Consider the following 18293-nt stretch of genomic DNA (forward strand, 5'->3'; position numbering starts at 1 on the left):
CTGGCAGACATAACAAACTAGAAGAATCATCATGGATGAGGATTCAGTCGATGCGGCACAGGGACGTGCCGTCATTGACGGTCTAGTTTGTTCTGTCAGGGACGATGGCGCTTTTCACTGATAAGGGCTGCGGGGAGTCCAGAGTGGTTCCCGGTCACCGGGTCGCACTACCCCCTCTGGTCGCTGTCGGCGACTCCGACAACAATGTATAGACACCTTTCTTTGCCAGCTTAAATCTATGCGGGCAAAGCCCTACCACGAATGATAACCACCTACTGAAGTAGGTGGTTTAGGGCCGAAAATAAAAAAGCCCGGTCTCTTCACAAAAGAACCGGGCTTTTTTGATCTGAATGATTATTCTGGCGACGACCAGGTTTTACACAGGCATGGCCTGATGTCTTCGGCATTCACTGGTCGCGAGAAGAAATACCCCTGCATTCGGTAACAGCCGTGATTAAGCAGATACTGCACCTGTTCAGGGTGCTCAATACCTTCGGCGATGCAGTCCATTTTTAAACTTAACGCCAGGTTTATCGTTGTTTGCACTAACGCGTTCTCTTCCACACTTTCTTTCACATCATCGATAAAGCTTTTATCAATTTTTAACACATCAAGCGGGAAGCGGCGCAGATAACTCAACGACGAATAGCCGGTACCAAAGTCGTCCAGTGCCAGCTTGAAGCCGGCATCGCGGATGCGTTTCAGCTCAAGTAGCACCTCGTCAGACTTATCGATCAGCACCCCTTCGGTAATTTCAAAACGTAAAGCCGTACGAGGCAGTTTTGCCTCGGTTAAGCGCTCTTCGATATACTCCAGATCAAAATGGGTTTTAAAGTGCAGCGCCGACAGGTTGATAGACACATAGCCGGTATAGCCTTCTGCATACCACTGCTGTAAATCACTAATGGCGGTATCGGTTGCTTTACGGGTTAGTTCAATAATATGACGAAGTTCCTCCAGCACCGGGATAAACGCTGCCGGGGAGATCCACTCATTGTTAAAATGACAACGCAATAACAACTCAACCCCTTCGGTTTTACCGGTAGTCAGATTCACGATGGGCTGATAATAGTTTTCAAACACCTCTTCTTCGTAAGCCGACTTCACCCGGTTTTCCAGTGCCAGACGCTCAATGGCCCGTTCGTTCATTTCCTTGGTGTAATAAATAAACGCACTCAGGGTATTCTTTTTCGCGGTATACATAGCCACATCGGCCTGTTTAAGCAGTTCTGCCGGATCGGTCGCATCATCAGGGAAAAATGAAATGCCCACCGAGCAAGACACCCTCAGCACTTCTTTACCCAATGATATGGGCGTTTCGATAGACTCTATGAGCTGCGACACGAAACTCGATACCGCTGACTCGCTCTCAACCTCTTCCATAACGATAACAAACTCATCACCGCCTAAGCGGGCTACCGTATCACTCTTGGATGCCTGATTAAGCATACGATTCGCAATCACTCTGAGCAACTTGTCACCATAGTCATGGCCCAGGGAATCGTTAATCCCTTTAAAGCGGTCGAGGTCAACGAATAATACCGCAACGGTGTGATTATGAGCCGCCGCGGAATCAATAGCATGCTCAAGACGGTCTAGCAGCAAGCTCCGATTCACCAGACCGGTGAGATTATCAAAATTGGCAATTTTCACCAGTTTACGTTCGGCGTTTTTCTGTTCGGTAATATTGGAAATCACCACCAGATAGTGAGTATCCTCGCCGCCCTTTTCGCCCGTCATACGATTAATATCTATGAGTACATCATACTGGCGTCCGTCGGGCGTCTGAATGCGCTCCTCGCCTTTCCAAACCGCATCTTCGCTCAGTAATTTAAGGTGGCCCGATAGCTGCGCCTCGAGCTTGGGTACCTGTTGATAGACCCGATACAGCTGACGATCGAGTCGTTCTTTATCACTGATACCGAAGGTCTTTTCAAAGGCCGGATTAGCCGCTACCGGCAAATGAGACTCATCAAAAATAACCACCCAGTCACTGGTATGGCGAAAAGCATTACCAAATAATTTCACCTGTTGCTGGGCCTGTTTTAAGCGCAGTAACTGCAGGTGACGACTTACCAGATAAGCGCCCAGTAAGCCCACAACCGCCAAAGCATAAAGGGTATAGGCCAAAGGGGATCCGAATGGTGGGTATGACATATGAATGGTCAGGCTGGCGGGCAACAATGTCCGCTCCCGGGCCTGTGACACCGGCATTACCTCAAAGCGGTAATCACCGGCCGCCAGCGAAGGCAGGATCACCCTCGTGTCCTTGGTAATATCTTCACTGAGAATTTGCTTACCCTTACTCAACACATACCGGTATTGCGCATCCCTGTCCTGATGATACAGCAAGGAAGAAAATTCAATGGTTAAACCATAGTCATCATGAGACAGTTTCAGGTTTGTGTTAGCCAGGTTTTGCCTGGGCAGGTTCAGGTCGCGGGAGGATAACTGAATACCAGTGATCACCATTTGCCGCGATTCATCGGATAGTAACTGAGATTGCTTAAGCTGATTTAATTTATGCGGTTCAAAGAACACCAGGCCTTTTGGTGAACCAAAGACCATACGACCATCTTGTAACTTGGCGTTGGCGCCCTGGTTAAACTCGGCGATACTGAGTTCGCGGCCATATTCGTACTGAGTAAAGGTAAGTTCGGTAGACGAAAAACGGTGAATGCCGTTTAACGAACTAAACCAGAAATAGCCGTCATCATCCTCCAGCAAATCAAATAATACCACCGCCTGGCCAAGCGCATCACGACCAAAATGATAACGTTCTTCATAGGTAGTAGCATCAAGACCTACCAGGCCGTATCCGGGGTAACCCACCCACAACACGTGGCCGTCCAGGTTGACTACATCGGGCCATAATTCGGTATTGACCAGACGCTCAGGTAAACGGTGCAATTGCCTGGCTTGCTGGGTGGTTACATTGAAGCTCCAAAGACCATCGTATGTGGCTAACAGCATTTCTTCGGCGTTGAGGGGGTTGACCCCGATAAAGTTCATCACCAGATTAAAGGTTATCTGTTCTTCCAGTGTGTCCAGCCGGGTCAGTGTTTCGCTGGCAAAGTTGTAGCGGTAAAAATGATTGGCAAAGAAGTACAAGTCGCCGTCAGGCCCGAATGCCGAGCCTCCCACGAAGTCCGCCTCCTCGCCACTGAGCCCGAAATTCAATTGTTTGTAGTCACCACTCCTTTTATCAAACAGCACCATGCCACTGTAAGTAGAGAGTAGTAATTTTTCTTGGTCAGGTGCTGGCATCACATTAACAATGGTATGAATACTATAAGGTTCTGGTATGCCATCCGCGACCATATAAAACTGGCTGTCTGCGCTGACCGGATCGTAATGGGTCAGGCCATTATCTGTACCAATCCATAACGTCTGGTCGTCGTCTTCATAAATTGACCAAATCACATTATCGCTAAGCGGCTTTTTGTTGCCCTGATTCTGCACGGTTTTAAAATTGAAACTGCTCGGCGACCAGAACAATGCGCCGTTAAAATAAGAGCCAATCCACAGATTGTTATCAAAAGTCAGCGCAATTGAGCGAACGTCAGAACGAGAAAGGGCTACATCACCGGTAGATGGCTCTAACACGTAAAAGGCTTGCCATGTACTGTCTTTTCGCACCAGTTGCAATAAACCAATATCAGAACCAATCCAGACTAAATCACGGTTTTGCGCCTTCATCTCCCAGATATTACGCTCCGGGATAATCAGTTTACTGTCTTTTACCACACCATCGCCCCGGTGGGCCCGTTTTACCGACTCCCAGGGTAAGCTATACAAGCCTGAAACCGTGCCCAGTAAAAGCACACCGGCATCATCCAGTAACAATTTCTTAGTATTGCCATTATCAAGGGTAAATGCTTCATCTATGCGGTGTTCGATAGTTTTAAAAATAAGCTGTTGCGCTGAATAATCAGCCATCATCAAGCCTTCGGAAGAAGCGATGAGCAGCATGTTATCGACTAATAGTATGTCTCTAAGGTACGGTATACGTTCCTTATCGTGCGTATCAATCTGGTAAATTACTTCGTAAGTATCAGCGCTGGTGTCATAACGAACCAGAGTTTCACCAAACAACAGCAATAAATCACCATTGACTAATTCAATAAACTGTTCAGCAGCCTGGTTATATTCGGGGAATTCCAGTTGTGGTAGCTCCATCACCAGGCGGAGCTTATTGGTTGCCAAATCCAGTTGATAAAGGCCACGGTAGAAGGTGCTTATCCACAAGCGGTTTTTACTGTCCAGAAAGAGGTTCTGGATAGGTGTAGAAGCCAGCAGTCCGTCTTCGCCGGCAATATGCTCTACGCGGTGCCCGTCAAACCTGTCCAGGCCCCCTTCAGTGGCAATCCACAAAAAACTGTCATTATCGATTAGCAGATCCTGGATGCTGTCCTGTTTGAGTCCTTGCTGAGTCGATAACACCGTACCCAGTGGATTACCTACCAGCGGTTCGCTGTTAAGACTATACGCCAGGGCAATATGCGGGATACTGAGCAACAGGCAGCAAAACAGCAGACAACGAGACATTGTGGAGAACAACCAACTACTAACCATTAAAATATTCAACCTTCCCCGTTTGTCCGGAGTATTATTATCTGTTTATGGAATTATGGAAGCTATGCTGCCCGGGCGTATAAGCCACAACAGGCCTATTATTCATAGCATAGAAACGCCACTAATTGTATTCGTAAGCACTATAAACACAGCTTGAGCGCGAATTTTATACTAATCAGAGAGAAAAACACGGTATAGCTGGCGGAAGTTGGGTAAGGAATCTCAACATAAGGTATTCATGACGATATGGGCTCGGGCATGCCGGAAGCGGTAGGTTACTTAGAATTATTCAGGACTGATCAATTGCAATTCGACCTGCTTTGACCCTGGCGCGACGGATACCCGGTTGCGGTGCGAGCAGGTATAAATCGCCATTGCGGCCTACATAGGTGCGCTTAACGCCCATCTCACGAGCCACTGCGGCATGGGCTTCAAGGTGCTCCGGCTCACCGTGTACCGGGATGGCGATCTGCGGTTTAGTCCACTGATACATCAGCTTTAACTCCTCGACACAGGGGTGGCCACTGGCATGTATTGGCACCTCGCTGTCTTCGGATAAAACCACTTCGACGCCTTTTTTACGTAGCTTTTCCAGCAGGCGCTCTACCGCCTTTTCATTGCCGGGAATAACAATACTGGAAAAAATTACCGTATCACCGGCCTCCAGTTCAAAATAGGGCGAGGCATCAATGGCCATTCTGTTAAGCGCCGCGCGGGGCTCTCCCTGACTACCAGTGGCGACTACCAGCACCTCATCCGGGGGCAGGTAGCCAATGTGCGCTTTTTCCAATACGTCGAGATCGTCCGGCCAGTATCCGGTTTTTTTAGCAACGCCATGCATATTATCCAACGAACGCCCTAACAATGCCATATAACGCCCGGTATGCTGAGCAATCCGCGCCAGTGACATCAGACGGGCAATATTACTGCCAAAGCAGCTTATTACCACCCTGCCAGTGCAGCGTTTAATAACGGTATTGAGGCCTTCAGCACAGATCCGTTCGGAGATAGAAAAGCCGGGCTTTAACGCATTGGTAGAATCGCCAACCAAAGCCAGTAGTTCTGTTTCACCTAATTGCCGGTAGAGATTAGCGTTGAAAGGTTTGCCACTAACTGGCTGCGCGTCAATCTTCCAGTCGGCGGTATGAAAAACCGTGCCTGCAGAGGTGCTAATCAGCAGCGCCTGAGGTTCAGGGATCGAATGAGTAATTGCCAGCCAGGATAAGACAAATGGCCCAACGGTTAGAGTGGCATCCGGGCGTACTATTTGTACCGGGACCTTACCAGCCAGGCCCACCTGACCCAGTTTGCGATGTAAAATTTCTGCCGTAAACGGCGTCGCGAAAACCGGGCAGCGTAAACGCGGCCACAATGCCGCAACCGCACCTACATGATCTTCATGACCGTGGGTTATAACCAGACCAGCCAGTTGCTCTCGCTGCTGCACAATAAACGCCGGATCTGGCGCCACAACATGGTGTCTGGAGCCCGCATTCTGATTAAGGTACGGCGCCACCAGAGGTTCATCAAACGTAACCCCACAATCCACCATCAACCATTGGCCGTCATGGCCGTACAAATTGAGGTTCATGCCAATCTCACCCGTTCCGCCCAGGGGTAAAAACCATAAATCACTTGCACCGGGTGTTAAGGTTGAAAAGCTTGAAATAGTCTCCTCCTGAGCAATTTGCTGCCTGATGGTTGTGGTTTGCGAAATTAGTTTGTTACACCATAGCCGTCATTACTGACAAACATTAACGCAATGACAAAGACGCGATTATGATGGTCTTTACCGGGGATGTTATTGACCTTAATCAGCAAAGCCAACACACCCTGGAAATTATTACGTTTATTGCGGATTATGGTTCAGCTCAGGCGAGCTTATCGGCAAAATCTTCCGGTGCCATGAGCTCACTTTCCTCGGCTGGCATGGGGGCAATAATGACGTTGAGAAAGTCTTTGGACAAACCTGAAGTCCAGCGTGACAGCCAGACATCGAGACTAATCGCTTTGGGTTCACAGTGAGCCCACTCCTGATCGGCCCACATACTCGCCAGACTGGCCGTCGGCCACACCGGGACGCCTTCCTCATCATCTGAGGTCAGCATTACGCAGCCATCATCATCATTGAGGATAAACAATTCGCCCTGCTCTTTTACCGTGGCAAAAAAGCTGGCCAGGCGTTGTTCAGGATTCTGGCTAATAAATTCGTCGTCTTTCAGCATTATAATTCTCTTTGTTTCAATTCAGGCTGAGCATGTTGCTCTGTTATTATATGTCCTGAGTAAAGTGTTGACTCACCACACTTACTACATCAGGCACAATGGATCGTCTGACAGACTTCATGTAATACATATACAGTTTACACTGCGCATGAGTGAAATGATCAATACAGCGGACATTTTCCAGCCCCCACTGCGACCAGTCCAGACCAACCGGTAACACTGCTACGCCGCCCTCTTGCTGCAATGTAGCCAGGGCCAGACGCAGGGAGTTGGTCGTAAACTTGGCATCCCGGTATTCAGTAAAACGGGTCAGGAGCTCATCACGGGCCTTACTGCCCCAGTCTATCGACACAAACTGCTCCGGTCCGGTGTCCACTTCGGCCTGATTTATACTGAACAAGCCCAAAGGCATAGCCTTCAATAGTTGCCCGGTAAACTCTTCCGACTTAAGCGGTTCACTGGAAAAAGCAATATCGATGCTACGGTCATGTAACTGCCGGGAAATTTGCTCAGATGGCAATACCTCGGCTTTGATTGCCCACTCGGGAAACGCTCCGTGGATTTGGCGGAGCAATTCAGGCATCCAGATTTCATTGTTTAACTGGCCGGCACCGCATACCAGATACTCACCAGCTTCACGCTGTAACTCTTGTTTAGCTTGTAATAAGGTAGCACTAAGCTGCTCGGCATAAGGCAACAGCCGCTCGCCGGCTGGCGTGAGCTGGATACTATTACGGTGGCGCACAAATAAAGTCGTATGGAAGTATTCTTCCAGCTGCTTAATTCTGGCGCTGACTGCCGACTGGGTTAAATAAAGATTCTCGGCTGCTTTGCCGAAATGACGTGTTTTAACTACTTCTACAAATGTGGTCAGAAAACGAATGTCCATGCTTATACGTACTATGACTCTCGTCCATACGCATAAGCTGGCACAAGTTTTCAGTAAAGTAAAATAAAACGTGCCGGGCGGCACGTTTTATTTGGCGTTCACTCGAAGCTATCGTGCTGAGCGCGCCGCTGTTTATCGCGTCGGTGCATCGCCTTCTTCTTGTCTTTCATAGATTGCTGACGTTTATGGTCTTTGCGGTAATCGCCACCATCTTCGTCATCTACCGAGTCCCATTCTTCCCGCTGGTAACGATAGTCTTTGCTCATTGTCTTCTCTGGGTTGGTTGAACACTAACCCGTTTATTATTCCTCGCTGTTAAAAAATAGGAAATGAATAGTTTTTATCGTCACGACAAACTTTATTTCTGAGCATTTTTTAACCAATTTACATTTTCCCTCGCTCACAAAGTACGGCTCACGGGGCCTCACCCCAGCGCTGTCGAGGGTTGTAAAGCCCTTAGCATGACTGGTTTTTATCGCTCATGTTATGAGTCGAAAGATGGCAGTTTTGTGAAACAATTTTTTTTATTGTGAAGGTAAAAATTTTTTGTTTTTCATTTGCAGATTTATAAATTAAAAGTGCACGAAATTACTCAACCAAGAGAATTCGTATCATGAAGACGACAGATATACGTGTACCCGCTAAGCAATTTATTGACCGCCAACACTTTCCTTACGGTTTCCGTAAGTCAGGTGACTTTAGTATTCCCGAAGCCGATGTGCTGAGCGCCTATGGCAAAACCCTGGCTGGTTTGGAGTCTGGTGAACTGAGTCCTGAGAACGCCGAAGAGCAACGTTTTATTGCGGTGCTGAAGGGAGAACAACAAGCCAGCAGTCTGCTGGAAAAAGCCTGGTTGAAATACATTAAGCTGGCCCGCAACCGCAAACAATTTTATACCCTGCATAGTTCAGCCAGTAATCAGTCTGATTATGACGAGGATTACTCTGACGACGAGTTTGACGTAGCTTAACCGTTACCGCCGTATACCCGTCATTCAGCATACACCCGTCGGCAGTCTCCCGACTGCCGGCTGTCTTTTTTGTTTTCTCCTGCCTACACTCATCTTAAAGATGTGATCAACCCCGGCTATGGGTAGCAGAGTGATCCGTCCTATGCACCGCACCTTATAAATTAGTGACCGGTTAATCCGACCAGTAAAGCAAGGAGGTTATTATGGAAACGCGTTTCTCGCAGTTAAGCCACTATTCAATTCACGCGACTGATGGCGATATAGGCGGCTGTCAGGATGTATTAATTGACGATGTTCAATGGATCGTCAGGTATATCGTTGCCGATACCAACACCTGGCTGCCATTGAGTCGTAAGGTAGTGATTACGCCGGTCTCCATCGACAGTTTACAAGCCGATGAAGAAACACTCGCCGTATCTCTTACTAAGGAAGCGCTGAAAAACAGTCCTTCACTCGAAGAACACCAGCCTGTTTCCCGCGAGTACGAATCGTTGCTCTATAAATATTTTGGCTACGGCTACTACTGGACAGGCCCGGGTGCCTGGGGCGAGTATGCCCACCCACTGGAACTGGTCGATAATTTTGCCCAGGAGCATGCAGAAGTAGAAGAAGACAGTTCGCATCTGCGCTCCTGTGACGAGCTCACAGGCTATACCATCGCACTGAGTGACGGCCAGGCAGGCCATGTGAAAGACTTTGTGATCCAGCTACCGCAGTGGTCAGTCACCCACCTGGTTATTAATCTCAACGACTGGCTGCCCGGCGGCAAACGGGTAAAAGTAGACTGCCGTCATATTGTACAAATCGACTGGGCCGGTCACGCCATTGAGCTGGATATCAGTAAGAAAGAACTTGAGGGTGCGGTAAGTGCGGACTAGTTGTCCGCACAGAAAAAACCGTATAACAGATTCATGATTTGGATAATGCGATTGTCCGCCAGACGATAATAAATGGTTTGGCCGCTGCGACGGGTAGCTACAAACTCGGCTTCGCGGAGCAATGCCAGATGCTGTGAAAGCACAGGCTGAGTTACCGGCACGTCGTCGAGTAACTCTGTTACCGAGCGCTCTCCCTCAAGCAGAGAACAAAGCACCATCAATCGGGTTTTATTCGATAATTGTTTTAGAAATTGCTCAGCTTCTTCGGAGCGGCTCAGCATTTGCGTTGGATCCATAGCTTTTACCTTGTCTTGTTCAGGCTCACTGCACGCTATGGGCATATTGAACTGCAAACTGGTCGCCTAAGCAAGTAATGGTTATCATTTAATATCACAAAATTGAGAATAGTTATCTCATTAACGATTGCTGTTGACAAGAACAACGCTCAATATTAGCTTTAACTAATATAGATTATTTTGTACAAGAGGACATCATGCTATTAACTATCCCGGAACGTTTAGCAGCCATTGATCCGGCTCCCAGAAAAATCACCGCAGCAGAAGCCGCTAAAGAACGAGCGGAACTCAATGGCTATGTGATTGACGTCAGAGAGCCTGCAGAGCATGCTAATTCCCCTGCCAACGGCGCAATTAATATCCCCCGTGGCGTACTTGAAATGAAGATGCTGGAACTGGTAAAGGATCCGGGTACCCCGATTTTCCTGCACTGCGCCTCAGGTGCCCGGGCTATGCTTGCCGCCGAGCAACTGGCAAAAATGGGTTATCAGCATGTAGCTGTAATGACCTGCGACGTGCCAACCATTCAAAAGGCATTTAACTAATTTACTAACCGGTGTAAGCTCGCAAAAAACAATAAGCTGGCCGTTTGAGCCAGTTTTTCGTGGAGTTTACCCGGTATGTTAAAAGCAACCCTTGAACAGTGGCGCATGTTTAAGGCTGTCGTGGAAGCCGGCGGTTTTAATCAGGCCGCTGAGCAGGTTCATAAAAGTCAGTCCAGCATTCACCATGCGGTACAGAAACTCGAGCACGCGCTGGATCTTACCCTGTTTCTTAATGAAGGCCGTCGCGTTACCCTGACCGAAGCCGGCGAGCTAATGTACCGCCGGGCCTGTTTCCTGCTGGAAGAGGCTCACAAAGTCGAAAGTGTGGCCAGCAGTCTGACATCAGGCATTGAAACCTATTTACGGGTGGCGGCGGATAGTATGTTTCCGCCACAAATGCTCTACCACGCACTCAATAAGGTTTCCCAGGAATACCCGTTACTGCGTATTGAACTGATGGAAACAGTATTAAACGGCGCCAACACCTTACTTAAGGATGGCGATGTGGATATCGGTATTTCGCCGTTCCCCTACCCCAATGGCTTCAGTGAGGATCTTTGCGATATTGAATTTATCGCCGTTGCCCATCCCAGTCATCCATTGCACGAATTAAACCGCACGCTGACCTTGGATGATCTCAAAAGTTACCGTCAGATTGTGGTTCGCGACTCCTCGACAGAACGTAAAGCTGAGTCTGGCTGGCTCGGCGCAGAACAGCGCTGGACCGTGAGTCATGTTCGCACCTCTATTGACATAATCAGTCAGGGCTTAGGGTTTGCCTGGTTACCCCTTGCAATTATCAGCGATAAACTTGAAGATGGCACCTTAAAGCCCTTACCCATGGAGCAAGGCGGATTGCGCAAAGCTATGCTCCACCTGTGCTTTGCCGACGGCGATCGGCTTGGTCCGGCCGCCCGGGCTTTCATTGGTGAGTTACGTTATCAAACCATGCTGCTGCCCAGCGCCGACTCACTGGATAACAACTAACCCGTTAATTTAATTAATAACTGATGATCTTAATGTAACCCATTGTCGTATCAGTTAAATTTACCAAACAAACAACAAACAAGGATGCGACAATGTTAACCGTACTATTAGTGGATGATGACGCGGAATTTACCGACGTTGCCTGCACAATCATCGAATTTCTTGGTCACGAAGTATTAACTGCGTCTACTCTCGCTGAAGCTCGCGAGTGGCTCTCAAAAGAATCATTTGACCACATCCTGTTGGATTTCATGTTACCCGATGGCTCAGGTTTGCACCTGATGGAGTCACTGCAGCCCGAGCAAAATACGCGGGTCACCCTGATCACCGGTCATCCCTCGGTAAAAGGGATTATCAAAGACATGTGCGGCCCCAACATCGATTATCTGGTAAAGCCCATTCAACGGGAAGATTTAGAGTCGGTACTCCAGGGCAAGAAACAAGCAGCCAGTAAACGCTCAACCACTGCTATTACTAAACATTTTGGCCAGCTTATTGGTGAATCGGCCCCGATGCAGGAGCTATACAAACTGATTGGCCGGGTTAGTAAAACCAAAGCCAATGTGATGCTGCTTGGTGAAAGTGGCGTGGGTAAGGAAATAGTCGCTGCTGCGATTCATGAAGCCTCTGACTGCGAAGGCACCTACGTGGCCACCAACTGCGGCGCGTTTTCTAAAGAACTTATCGGCAGTGAGTTATTCGGCCACGAAAAAGGCGCGTTTACCGGCGCTGTGGGCCGCAAGGAAGGCGTTTTTGAACAGGCGGAAAACGGCACACTTTTCCTCGATGAAATTACCGAAATGCCAATCGACATGCAGCCCAATCTTTTACGGGTACTGGAAAACAAAGTGGTTATACGGGTGGGCGGCACCAAGGCAATGCCGGTAAACTGCCGGGTAGTTTCGGCCACAAACCGCAGCATGGAAGAAATCGCTGAAAGCAAAGTATTGCGTGAAGACATCTATTTTCGTCTGGCCGTATTCCCTATCACGATCCCGCCGCTGCGGGAACGTAAGGAAGATATTCCGCTATTGGCAGAACACTTTATTAACCAGCTTAATGAAGAAAATGGCAGTCAGTTTCGCTGGCAGCCAGTGCAACTGGAAAAACTGCAAACCTACGACTGGCCTGGTAACGTTCGCGAGCTGCGCCACTTTGTGCACCGCGCTGCCATTATGAGTGACCCGGAAGGTACCGAGATCGAATTACCCAAAACCATTGAGTCACCCTTTGCCAAAAAGCAAACGCTGTCGACGGGGCTGAAGGCGGGAAGAACCATTGAAGAGGTCGAAAAAGAGTTAATTTACGCGACCTTAGAAAAAGTAGATGGCAATAAAACCACTGCAGCGGAAATGCTTGGGATCAGCACCAAAACCCTGTATAACCGATTACATGCCTATGGCGACCTTAACAGTGATTCGGAATAATACAATATGGATGAAGGTGAATTTGCACGATTACAAAAGGCGGTACATGACGCGCGCCGCCCGTTAAATCGAATAACCATGCAGTCTGAGCTGATTAAGCTGGCTCTTGAAGGTGCCGTACCAAAGGATAAAGCGCTGACGGCACTGGATAAGATCATTGCCGGCAGTAAAGACTGCAGCGATAGCCTTAGTGAGTTGGTAGCGCAATTTTCTCCCGACGCAAACGGCGAAGGCAGTCCCACAGAATGAAGACCATTATCCGCAATACAGCTTCGTCGATATTGCTGGTTACCCTGGTTATCGTTGTTATTGCCGCTAACTCTACCTACACCATCCACACAATGGATGAACTCGCCTCACTTGAGCGGCGGTTATTTACCACCAACCAGGTGATTAATTCCATTAATACCCTTCACCTTGCTGTACTCAGAACAGAGTCCGGTCAGCGCGGTTTTTTACTCGCCGAACGGGAACGCTATTTAGTTGACTACGAAAAAACACTCAACAAAGTCAACAACATCATTGAACAGGTAGAAGCTAACGCGATCCGTTCAGACTTTTCCGAACAGGAAGTGCGGCTGCAACAGTTGGTAGATCTATCAAAAGCTAAGCTATCAGAGCTTATCGAAACGGTCGAACTGGCCCGCCAGGGCCGCAAGGACGAAGCCAATACTATTTTTCAGTCTGACGTTGGACTGGAGCTGTATAACGAGTTTGAAGAGGTGTTTAGACAAATTGCCGAAGAAGAATACAAATTGCAGGCACAGCACATTGACTCGTTACTTAAACTGCGTTCAGACTCAGTCACTAACCTGATCATTTCCGCACTAACTACCGGGCTGCTGGTGATCAGTATCTTTATGTTATTACGCATGAATATCCGTGAGACCATCAGACACAGACGCGAATTACAGCAACATAACCTGGTGCTCGAATCACGGGTAAAGGAACGTACCGTGGAATTACAGGTTTACGCAGAAGAATTGTCGCGCAGCAATCGCGAGCTGGAAGACTTTGCCTTTGTCGCCTCCCACGATTTACAGGAACCCTTGCGCAAGATACGCGCCTTTGGCAATCGCATCAGCACCGGCTACGAAGATGCACTGGATGAGCGTGGACAGGACTTCCTGCGCCGCATGCTTAATGCCGCCGAGCGTATGTCTATGCTAATCAGTGATTTATTGTCATTCTCCCGGGTAACCACCCGCGGCAAGGACTTTGAAGATACCGATTTAAATACCGTCGTTAACTCGGTGTTGGAAGATCTTGAAATCACCATCGAAGAAAAGCAGGCAGAAATTCATATCGACTCATTGCCGGTGATGAAAGCCGACGCCTCGCAAATGAGTCAGCTGTTTTTAAATTTGCTGTCTAATGCACTAAAATTTACCAAACCAGAGCAGCCACCAGTGATTACCTTGCGCTATGAGGCTATCGATGATGAGCAGGCTGCCCCCCTTAATCTGCTGCCAGGCCTGAGCTGGTTTAAACTCACCATACAGGACAATGGTATAGGCTTTGAACAGAGCTTTGCCGAAAAAATATTTGCCCCGTTCCAACGCTTACACGGGCGCTCAGAGTATAAAGGTACCGGTATCGGCCTAGCGGTTTGCCGCCGCATTATCGAACGTCATAACGGCACCATCGAAGCCTTTAGTGAGCCCGGCCAGGGAGCCAGGTTCGAATTGTACCTGCCCCAAGACGGCGAGCCGTTTACCAACTTACAACAACAGGGAGTGATAAGTCATGCCGAACAGTAGCTTACCCGTCACGATATTAATGGCCGATGACGACGAAGACGACAGATTGCTGGCGCTCGATGCGTTAAAAGAAGGCCGGGTGCTTAACAATTTACACTGTGTTGAAGATGGTGTTGAATTGTTGGAATACCTGCGCCGGGAAGGGAAATTTGCCGATCCCGCCACTTCGCCCCGACCAAGCTTGATTTTGCTGGATTTAAACATGCCCCGCATGGATGGCCGCGAGGCACTGCAGCATATCAAAGCCGATCCTAACTTGCGCAGTATTCCGGTGGTCATCCTGACCACTTCAAAAGAAGAGGAAGATATGATCCGCGGTTACGACCTCGGCGCAGCCTCTTACATTACCAAACCGGTTAACTTTGAGGGACTGGTGGATCTGATGCGCGCTATCGGTCGCTACTGGATAGAATTTGTTGAACTCCCCCACAATAAATAGGCATTCGTGACTCATGACTGACCATGTTCGCATACTGCTGGTTGAAGATGACGAAGACGATTATTTTCTGACCGCTGACTCACTCTCACAGTGCAAGTCGCCGATGTTCGAGCTGGTATGGGCCCAAACAGGTGAAGAAGCCATTGAGCATCTGCAAACGGATACCTTCGATTTGTGCCTGCTCGATTACCTGTTGGGCCAGGAAAATGCCATGGACGTGCTGGAAAAACTTAAGGGCCTGTCGGTAACCATTCCGGTAGTGGTACTCACAGGCCAGGCTGACAGTATCGTCGATGACCGGGTAATGCGCGCCGGTGCCGAGGACTTTTTAACCAAAGCCGAAGTCGATACACCCCGCTTTATGCGGACTATTCGCTACGCTCTGGTACGCCGCGAAATTGAAACCGAGCGATTAGAACGACATCGCATCGAGCAGCAAAATAAAGCCAAAGATAAATTTCTCGCTCACCTTGGTCACGAACTCAGAACCCCGCTGGCTTCCATTCTCGGTTATACCGAGCTGTTACTGGACAGCCCTGGTAATGAGCGAATTAACGCTGAACTCTCGACCATCTTTAATAACAGCAAACATTTACTTAGCCTGCTCAACGACTTATTGGATATGTCGCGGATCATGGCCAACAAGTTAGAGCTAGTCCCACAACCCCTGAATCTAAACGGCTTTTTAACCGACCTTTATAGTCTGATGGTTATGCAGGCCAGTGAGAAAGGCCTGGTGTTAACCGTTAGCGCCAATTCGCTAATCCCCGAATATATTAAGGTAGACCCTACCAGACTTCGGCAAATCCTGATCAACCTTGTCAATAACGCGATTAAATTTACCGACACTGGTGAAGTGGCAATTAATGTTGAATTCGATAAAGGCAACGGGCGGGTTTGCTTTGCGGTAAAAGATACCGGTATTGGCATGCCGGCAGACAAGCTTGAAACCATTTTTAAACCCTTCGAGCAAATTGAGGATCTGATCCACGCCAACCATGGTGGTGCTGGTCTCGGACTGGCCATTTCTAATGAGTTAGTCAGTCGTATGGGTGGCCAAATTAATGTGGAATCGACTCAGGGCGAAGGAAGTCGCTTTTGGTTTTGTATTAAGGCTGAGGGCAGCACCGAACAAAACCTCATTCGTCTTGATCTGGACGCACCCGAGCGGCCTCCGGCCCAATTTAAAATTAATCAACATCTCGATGGCCGCGTGCTGATTGTTGATGACTTACGTGAAATTCGCCGCCTCACCGGCCGTTTAGTTAGCATGAGTCAGGCTCAGGTAACCTTCGCCCAGAATGGCGCCGACGCACTGGAAAAAATACGCAGCGCAGAGCATAACGGTCAACCTTTCCACCTGGTACTGATGGACATACATATGCCGGTGATGAATGGCATTGATTGCTTAAAGGCTATGCGCTCCTCTGGTATCCAAACGCCGGTAGTAGCCGTTACGGCCGCCAGTCGTAAGGGGCTCAGAGAGTCCTTACTGGCCGAAGGCTTTGATAATGTGATTGCCAAGCCTATCGACCGTAAAGATCTCAGTGAAGTGCTCAGCACCTTTTTGCTCCCGGCCACTCAGCCTTCTGACCCTAAAGAAACCGGCACCGCTGAGCAGAAGTCGTCGTTACTGATAGTGGAAGATGATGAGGACGCGGCCGAATTAATGTGCCTGCTGCTGAATTCAATAGGTTACGAGGCAGATATCGCACTTAATGGCCAACAGGCTCTGGAAAAGGTTGCCAATGCCCCGTCACATTATGCCCATGTGCTTATGGATCTGCATCTGCCCGATACTGACGGTTATGAACTGACCACAGCCATCGCTGAAATCGCCCCCAGCCTGACAGTGACCATTATCAGCGGCGCTGAGCCGGATAAAGCCCGGCTCGAGGGGTTACCCATTGCCCAGGTATTACTGAAGCCCGTAAGTAAAGCTGATTTGGCAGTACTGAACTTTTGCGGGTAACCCCTTGCAAGTTTTACATTGCATCTTCCCATTATTGTTGAGCTCATTTGAGAAAAACAAAACAAAAAACAAAAATATCAATAACTTACATTTAAACCCGTTGGTGGCACAAGCGTTGCACTCCCTCCTGTAAGCATAGGTTTAATTAGGTCAGTAAGTGTTAATCAAAGCTTTTCACAGCGGCTACTGACGATGACGCAAACAGGAAAACAACATGGATACACAACTATTAGTCAGATTATTCAGTGATGCAGTGTTGATCAGAGCTTTGGTATTCGCTGTGGTAACCACTTGTATGCTAACCGGTTGCGCAGGTTCCCGGTTAACAGCAACGCCTTATCAGGCGGCTGAGTCGGCCCGCGACGAAGGTTATTCATCACATCGCCTGTCTGAGGGGAAATTCAAAATTCTTTACAAAGCCAATAGTGCAACCAGTGAAGAAACCCTGGAACAATACAGCCAGCAACGTGCAGAAGAGATTGGTCTGGAACGTGATTACCACTGGTATCGCATAGTATCGAGTGAGGCAGTAACTATGCCGTCAATGACCGACCAACAGGTAATAACTGCCGCTCCTCAATCTCAAACGGTTGATGGTGCAGTGACCGGTGATGTCACTGCCACTAGTTTACCGTCTAATCAGCAGTGCACAGTATCCGGCTGTGAGCAGGTGTCTACGCCCAATCCCGTTTCAGGCAGCACGTCTGAAGCTGGCATGCAATACTATGCTATGACCATCCAGTATGGTCGCTTCGAACCGATCCCCGATGACGCTATTGAATTGAGATAAGCGTTTTCAAAGGTCAAACAAATAAGGTGTAACTGTGGTTATGTCGAACACCGGAAAATGTGCCATCAAAATGTTTAAAGACCTTTTCAATCAAGGCGCTGAGCTTTATCAAACCGCTCAGCAGAGCAATCAGCAGCCGCAACAGCGCGCGTGTTTACGGGTGCTGAGAGCCGAGAAGCTTCGCGCCCTGCGGCTGATGGAGGCAGAAAGCAATAGCGGACATGATTATGCTCTGACGGAACAGGTTAAAGATCAGTTTCAGTCAATGCTTGAGCACTACCCTTCAATTCGTCATGTTCGCGATTTCATTGAAATAGAGCAACGATTGTTGGCGAGTCTCAAAGAAAACCTGACTTCGCTGACGCCGTCCCCGTTATCTCTAAACCTGCGTACGATTACCACCCGTCATCAGCAATGTCTGGAAAAGCTCAGTCGTGAGCTTGCCAGCCAGCCGGACAAGTAGTCCGGAACAGCCACATTTATAATCAAAATTACCGCCCGAACCAGTGCCCCCCCCTGCTCCGGCGCCATAAATTTATC

At 48.6% G+C, this 18293-nt stretch carries 17 protein-coding genes; 11 read left to right on the plus strand and 6 right to left on the minus strand.

Translation table 11 applies throughout. The annotated features are described in order from the left end of the window. Positions 1-354: 354 nt before the first annotated feature. From C6Y40_RS08115 to C6Y40_RS24705, 5 genes are all read right to left on the minus strand, one after another. A complete protein-coding gene (locus tag C6Y40_RS08115; protein ID WP_105934143.1) occupies positions 355-4575 on the minus strand; it encodes an EAL domain-containing protein in 4221 nt (1406 codons plus the stop codon). 289 nt (positions 4576-4864) lie between these two features. Beyond that, complete coding sequence (locus C6Y40_RS08120; RefSeq protein WP_105934144.1) at positions 4865-6166, minus strand: ribonuclease J; 1302 nt, start codon at positions 6164-6166, stop codon at positions 4865-4867. Between the two features lie 280 nt (positions 6167-6446). After that, positions 6447-6800: a DUF2750 domain-containing protein gene (locus tag C6Y40_RS08125; protein WP_105934145.1), complete on the minus strand. Its 354-nt coding sequence runs from the start codon at positions 6798-6800 to the stop codon at positions 6447-6449. A gap of 46 nt (positions 6801-6846) precedes the next feature. Next, positions 6847-7689: a LysR family transcriptional regulator gene (locus C6Y40_RS08130; protein WP_105934146.1), complete on the minus strand. Its 843-nt coding sequence runs from the start codon at positions 7687-7689 to the stop codon at positions 6847-6849. 98 nt (positions 7690-7787) lie between these two features. Further along, positions 7788-7955 carry a hypothetical protein gene (locus C6Y40_RS24705; RefSeq protein WP_164464524.1) on the minus strand — a complete coding sequence of 56 codons (168 nt, stop codon included), beginning with the start codon at positions 7953-7955 and terminating at the stop codon, positions 7788-7790. Between the two features lie 347 nt (positions 7956-8302). Between C6Y40_RS24705 and C6Y40_RS08135 the strand changes: the two genes are divergently transcribed. Beyond that, complete coding sequence (locus C6Y40_RS08135; protein WP_105934147.1) at positions 8303-8659, plus strand: MaoP family protein; 357 nt, start codon at positions 8303-8305, stop codon at positions 8657-8659. 203 nt (positions 8660-8862) lie between these two features. After that, on the plus strand, positions 8863-9537 hold the full coding sequence (locus C6Y40_RS08140; protein WP_105934148.1) for a hypothetical protein: 675 nt from the start codon (positions 8863-8865) through the stop codon (positions 9535-9537). Here C6Y40_RS08140 and C6Y40_RS08145 read toward each other — a convergent pair. Further along, entirely contained in the window at positions 9534-9833 is a 300-nt protein-coding gene (locus C6Y40_RS08145) for an ArsR/SmtB family transcription factor (protein ID WP_105934149.1), read from the minus strand. The genes C6Y40_RS08140 and C6Y40_RS08145 overlap by 4 nt on opposite strands. A gap of 197 nt (positions 9834-10030) precedes the next feature. Between C6Y40_RS08145 and C6Y40_RS08150 the strand changes: the two genes are divergently transcribed. From C6Y40_RS08150 to C6Y40_RS08190, 9 genes are all read left to right on the plus strand, one after another. Continuing rightward, positions 10031-10378: a rhodanese-like domain-containing protein gene (locus C6Y40_RS08150; RefSeq protein WP_105934150.1), complete on the plus strand. Its 348-nt coding sequence runs from the start codon at positions 10031-10033 to the stop codon at positions 10376-10378. 75 nt (positions 10379-10453) lie between these two features. Then, complete coding sequence (locus C6Y40_RS08155) at positions 10454-11365, plus strand: LysR family transcriptional regulator (protein ID WP_105934151.1); 912 nt, start codon at positions 10454-10456, stop codon at positions 11363-11365. Between the two features lie 92 nt (positions 11366-11457). Beyond that, a complete protein-coding gene (locus C6Y40_RS08160; protein WP_105934152.1) occupies positions 11458-12792 on the plus strand; it encodes a sigma-54-dependent transcriptional regulator in 1335 nt (444 codons plus the stop codon). A gap of 6 nt (positions 12793-12798) precedes the next feature. Then, positions 12799-13041, plus strand: a complete 243-nt coding sequence (locus tag C6Y40_RS08165; RefSeq protein ID WP_105934153.1) for a hypothetical protein — start codon at positions 12799-12801, stop codon at positions 13039-13041. Continuing rightward, the gene (locus C6Y40_RS08170; protein ID WP_105934154.1) at positions 13038-14552 is read left to right on the plus strand and encodes a sensor histidine kinase; all 1515 of its coding nucleotides are present in this window, start codon (positions 13038-13040) and stop codon (positions 14550-14552) included. The genes C6Y40_RS08165 and C6Y40_RS08170 overlap by 4 nt, the downstream gene beginning before the upstream one ends. Beyond that, positions 14539-14991, plus strand: coding sequence for a response regulator (locus C6Y40_RS08175; protein ID WP_105934155.1), 453 nt, complete (start codon positions 14539-14541; stop codon positions 14989-14991). Before C6Y40_RS08170 ends, C6Y40_RS08175 begins: the two co-directional genes overlap by 14 nt. A gap of 13 nt (positions 14992-15004) precedes the next feature. Then, positions 15005-16963: a response regulator gene (locus C6Y40_RS08180; RefSeq protein WP_105934156.1), complete on the plus strand. Its 1959-nt coding sequence runs from the start codon at positions 15005-15007 to the stop codon at positions 16961-16963. A 214-nt stretch (positions 16964-17177) separates the two neighbouring features. Continuing rightward, on the plus strand, positions 17178-17753 hold the full coding sequence (locus C6Y40_RS08185) for a CC0125/CC1285 family lipoprotein (protein ID WP_105934157.1): 576 nt from the start codon (positions 17178-17180) through the stop codon (positions 17751-17753). A 40-nt stretch (positions 17754-17793) separates the two neighbouring features. Beyond that, the gene (locus C6Y40_RS08190; protein WP_105934158.1) at positions 17794-18216 is read left to right on the plus strand and encodes a hypothetical protein; all 423 of its coding nucleotides are present in this window, start codon (positions 17794-17796) and stop codon (positions 18214-18216) included. The last annotated feature ends 77 nt before the right edge of the window (positions 18217-18293 follow it).

Source organism: Marisediminitalea alba, assembly GCF_002993365.1.
Taxonomy (GTDB): Bacteria; Pseudomonadota; Gammaproteobacteria; order Enterobacterales; family Alteromonadaceae; genus Alteromonas; species Alteromonas alba.

Excerpts from the sequence above, each read along its gene's own strand:
- C6Y40_RS08115 (WP_105934143.1), bottom strand. The coding sequence starts at position 4,575 with ATGGTTAGTAGTTGGTTGTTCTCCACAATGTCTCGTTGTCTGCTGTTT.
- C6Y40_RS08160 (WP_105934152.1), top strand. The coding sequence starts at position 11,458 with ATGTTAACCGTACTATTAGTGGATGATGACGCGGAATTTACCGACGTT.
- C6Y40_RS08125 (WP_105934145.1), bottom strand. The coding sequence starts at position 6,800 with ATGCTGAAAGACGACGAATTTATTAGCCAGAATCCTGAACAACGCCTG.
- C6Y40_RS24705 (WP_164464524.1), bottom strand. The coding sequence starts at position 7,955 with ATGAGCAAAGACTATCGTTACCAGCGGGAAGAATGGGACTCGGTAGAT.
- C6Y40_RS08155 (WP_105934151.1), top strand. The coding sequence starts at position 10,454 with ATGTTAAAAGCAACCCTTGAACAGTGGCGCATGTTTAAGGCTGTCGTG.
- C6Y40_RS08120 (WP_105934144.1), bottom strand. The coding sequence starts at position 6,166 with ATGAACCTCAATTTGTACGGCCATGACGGCCAATGGTTGATGGTGGAT.
- C6Y40_RS08140 (WP_105934148.1), top strand. The coding sequence starts at position 8,863 with ATGGAAACGCGTTTCTCGCAGTTAAGCCACTATTCAATTCACGCGACT.
- C6Y40_RS08175 (WP_105934155.1), top strand. The coding sequence starts at position 14,539 with ATGCCGAACAGTAGCTTACCCGTCACGATATTAATGGCCGATGACGAC.
- C6Y40_RS08145 (WP_105934149.1), bottom strand. The coding sequence starts at position 9,833 with ATGGATCCAACGCAAATGCTGAGCCGCTCCGAAGAAGCTGAGCAATTT.
- C6Y40_RS08180 (WP_105934156.1), top strand. The coding sequence starts at position 15,005 with ATGACTGACCATGTTCGCATACTGCTGGTTGAAGATGACGAAGACGAT.
- C6Y40_RS08170 (WP_105934154.1), top strand. The coding sequence starts at position 13,038 with ATGAAGACCATTATCCGCAATACAGCTTCGTCGATATTGCTGGTTACC.
- C6Y40_RS08190 (WP_105934158.1), top strand. The coding sequence starts at position 17,794 with ATGTCGAACACCGGAAAATGTGCCATCAAAATGTTTAAAGACCTTTTC.
- C6Y40_RS08150 (WP_105934150.1), top strand. The coding sequence starts at position 10,031 with ATGCTATTAACTATCCCGGAACGTTTAGCAGCCATTGATCCGGCTCCC.
- C6Y40_RS08135 (WP_105934147.1), top strand. The coding sequence starts at position 8,303 with ATGAAGACGACAGATATACGTGTACCCGCTAAGCAATTTATTGACCGC.
- C6Y40_RS08165 (WP_105934153.1), top strand. The coding sequence starts at position 12,799 with ATGGATGAAGGTGAATTTGCACGATTACAAAAGGCGGTACATGACGCG.
- C6Y40_RS08130 (WP_105934146.1), bottom strand. The coding sequence starts at position 7,689 with ATGGACATTCGTTTTCTGACCACATTTGTAGAAGTAGTTAAAACACGT.
- C6Y40_RS08185 (WP_105934157.1), top strand. The coding sequence starts at position 17,178 with ATGGATACACAACTATTAGTCAGATTATTCAGTGATGCAGTGTTGATC.